Here is a 2,665-nt window from a genome sequence, read left to right as displayed (position 1 = left end):
ATTAAGTGATAAAGTCGGGAGTAGGACAACGACTTGTCCTTTTTCAAAACGGAGATTGATGTCGCGGAGTGCGTGGTAGTCTCCGTAATATTTTTCGACGTGTTCAAATTCTACTAAAGCCATAAGGAGTCTCCTTTGCATTAGATTTTATAACATGATTCTGCACCAAAAGATTTGTCTTGTCAAATCATATCTGAAAAAATTCACTAAAATTTTATAAAAAAGCAATCTGGATAGAGAAAACGTCTAAATCATGTTATAATGAAGCAATAGAATTCTTAGAAAGAGTGGATGTCTTTTTGATAACACCTACTTATGAATGGCAGTTTGCCCCGCAGGTAGAAGATGCGGATTTTACAAAGATAGCCAAGAAGGCTGGACTGGGTCCTGAGGTGGCTCGGTTATTGTTTGAGAGAGGGATTCAGGACCAAGAAAGTCTGAAGAAGTTTTTAGAACCTTCCTTGGAGAATTTGCATGACCCTTATCTGCTCCATGATATGGACAAGGCAGTGGAACGGATTCGTCAGGCCATTGAAGAAGGGGAAAATATTCTCGTTTATGGAGACTACGATGCGGATGGCATGACTTCGGCTTCGATTGTGAAGGAAAGTTTGGAACAACTTGGTGCTGAGTGCCGAGTTTACCTGCCAAATCGTTTTACCGATGGCTATGGCCCTAATGCTAGTGTTTATAAATACTTTATCGAGCAAGAAGGGATTTCCTTGATTGTGACGGTGGACAATGGGGTTGGTGGTCATGAGGCTATTGCATTGGCTCAGTCTATGGGAGTAGATGTCATTGTGACTGACCACCATTCCATGCCTGAAACCCTACCAGATGCCTATGCCATCGTTCATCCTGAACATCCGGATGCGGACTATCCTTTCAAATATTTGGCTGGTTGTGGAGTTGCTTTCAAGTTGGCTTGTGCCCTGTTAGAAGAAGTACAAGTGGAATTGCTTGATTTGGTTGCTATTGGTACCATTGCTGATATGGTTAGTTTGACAGATGAGAACCGTATCTTGGTTCAGTATGGTCTGGAAATGTTGGGACATACTCAGCGCATTGGTTTACAAGAAATGCTGGATATGGCTGGGATTGCCGCCAACGAAGTAACAGAAGAAACGGTTGGTTTCCAGATTGCTCCTCGTTTGAATGCCTTGGGCCGCTTGGATGATCCCAATCCTGCTATTGATTTGCTGACTGGCTTTGACGATGAGGAAGCTCATGAGATTGCCCTTATGATTCACCAGAAAAACGAAGAGCGCAAGGAAATCGTTCAGTCTATCTATGAAGAAGCCAAGACCATGGTGGATCCTGAGAAGAAGGTTCAGGTCTTGGCCAAGGAAGGCTGGAATCCTGGGGTTCTAGGAATCGTGGCTGGCCGTTTGTTGGAAGAACTAGGGCAGACAGTTATTGTTCTTAATATAGAAGACGGTCGTGCCAAGGGTAGTGCTCGTAGTGTGGAAGCGGTCGATATTTTTGAGGCTCTGGATCCTCATCGAGACCTCTTCATCGCCTTTGGTGGCCATGCTGGTGCGGCTGGCATGACGCTGGAAGTTGAGAAACTCTCAGATTTATCTCAGGTTTTGGAAGATTATGTCCGTGAAAAAGGCGCGGATGCTGGTGGCAAGAACAAGTTAAATCTAGATGAAGAGCTGGATTTGGAGGCTTTGAGTCTTGAAACAGTCAAGAACTTTGAGCGCTTGGCACCTTTTGGAATGGATAATCAGAAACCTGTCTTTTATATCAAGGATTTTCAGGTCGAAAGTGCCCGTACTATGGGGGCAGGTAATGCCCATCTCAAGTTGAAAATTTCCAAAGGTGAGGAGAGTTTTGAAGTGGTAGCCTTTGGCCAAGGTAGATGGGCGACAGAGTTTTCCCAAACCAAGAATCTAGAGCTGGCAGTCAAATTGTCTGTCAACCAATGGAATGGCCAAACTGCCCTGCAGTTGATGATGGTGGATGCGCGTGTGGAGGGTGTTCAACTTTTTAACATCCGTGGGAAGAATGCAGTCTTGCCAGAAGGGGTTCCAGTCTTGGATTTTGCTGGGGAACTGCCCAATTTAGTAAATAGTGATGCTGTGGTTGTAAAAATCATTCCTGAGGATATTACTCAGCTGAAGACCATTTTTCAGGAGCAGAATTTTTCTGCTGTCTATTTCAAAAATGATATTGACAAGGCCTATTATCTGACAGGTTATGGGACTAGAGATCAGTTTGCCAAATTGTACAAGACTATTTACCAGTTCCCAGAGTTTGATATTCGCTACAAGCTGAAAGATTTGGCTACTTATCTCAATATCCAACAAATCTTGTTGGTCAAGATGATTCAAGTCTTTAAAGAACTAGGCTTTGTGACCATCAAAGATGGGGTCATGACAGTCAATAAAGAGGCACCAAAGCGGGAGATAGGGGAAAGTCAGATTTACCAGAATCTCAAACAAACCGTCAAAGACCAGGAAATGATGGCGCTGGGTACTGTGCAAGAAATTTATGACTTTTTGATGGAAAAAGAGTAGAAGTTAGAAAAGAGTTGGGCAACCAGCTCTTTTTTGAAAACAAATCTTCATTTTGAAAATCATCAAAAAAATGGTATAATGGTAGGAAAAGATTCGGCTAATACTCAATGAAAATCAGAGAGCAAACTAGGAAGCTAGCCGCA

The 2,665-nt window shown here is 43.1% G+C and carries 1 protein-coding gene; it reads left to right on the top strand.

Annotated elements, in window-relative coordinates:
• Positions 1–299: 299 nt before the first annotated feature.
• A complete protein-coding gene (gene recJ, locus HT693_RS08560) occupies positions 300–2,522 on the top strand; it encodes a single-stranded-DNA-specific exonuclease RecJ (RefSeq protein ID WP_172925108.1) in 2,223 nt (740 codons plus the stop codon).
• The last annotated feature ends 143 nt before the right edge of the window (positions 2,523–2,665 follow it).

This window comes from Streptococcus sp. 2154 (genome assembly GCF_013277255.1).
GTDB classification, from domain to species: domain Bacteria; phylum Bacillota; class Bacilli; order Lactobacillales; family Streptococcaceae; genus Streptococcus; species Streptococcus pseudopneumoniae.
Note: the sequence above shows the minus strand (reverse complement) of the source record. Positions and strands in the feature narration are given on the sequence as shown.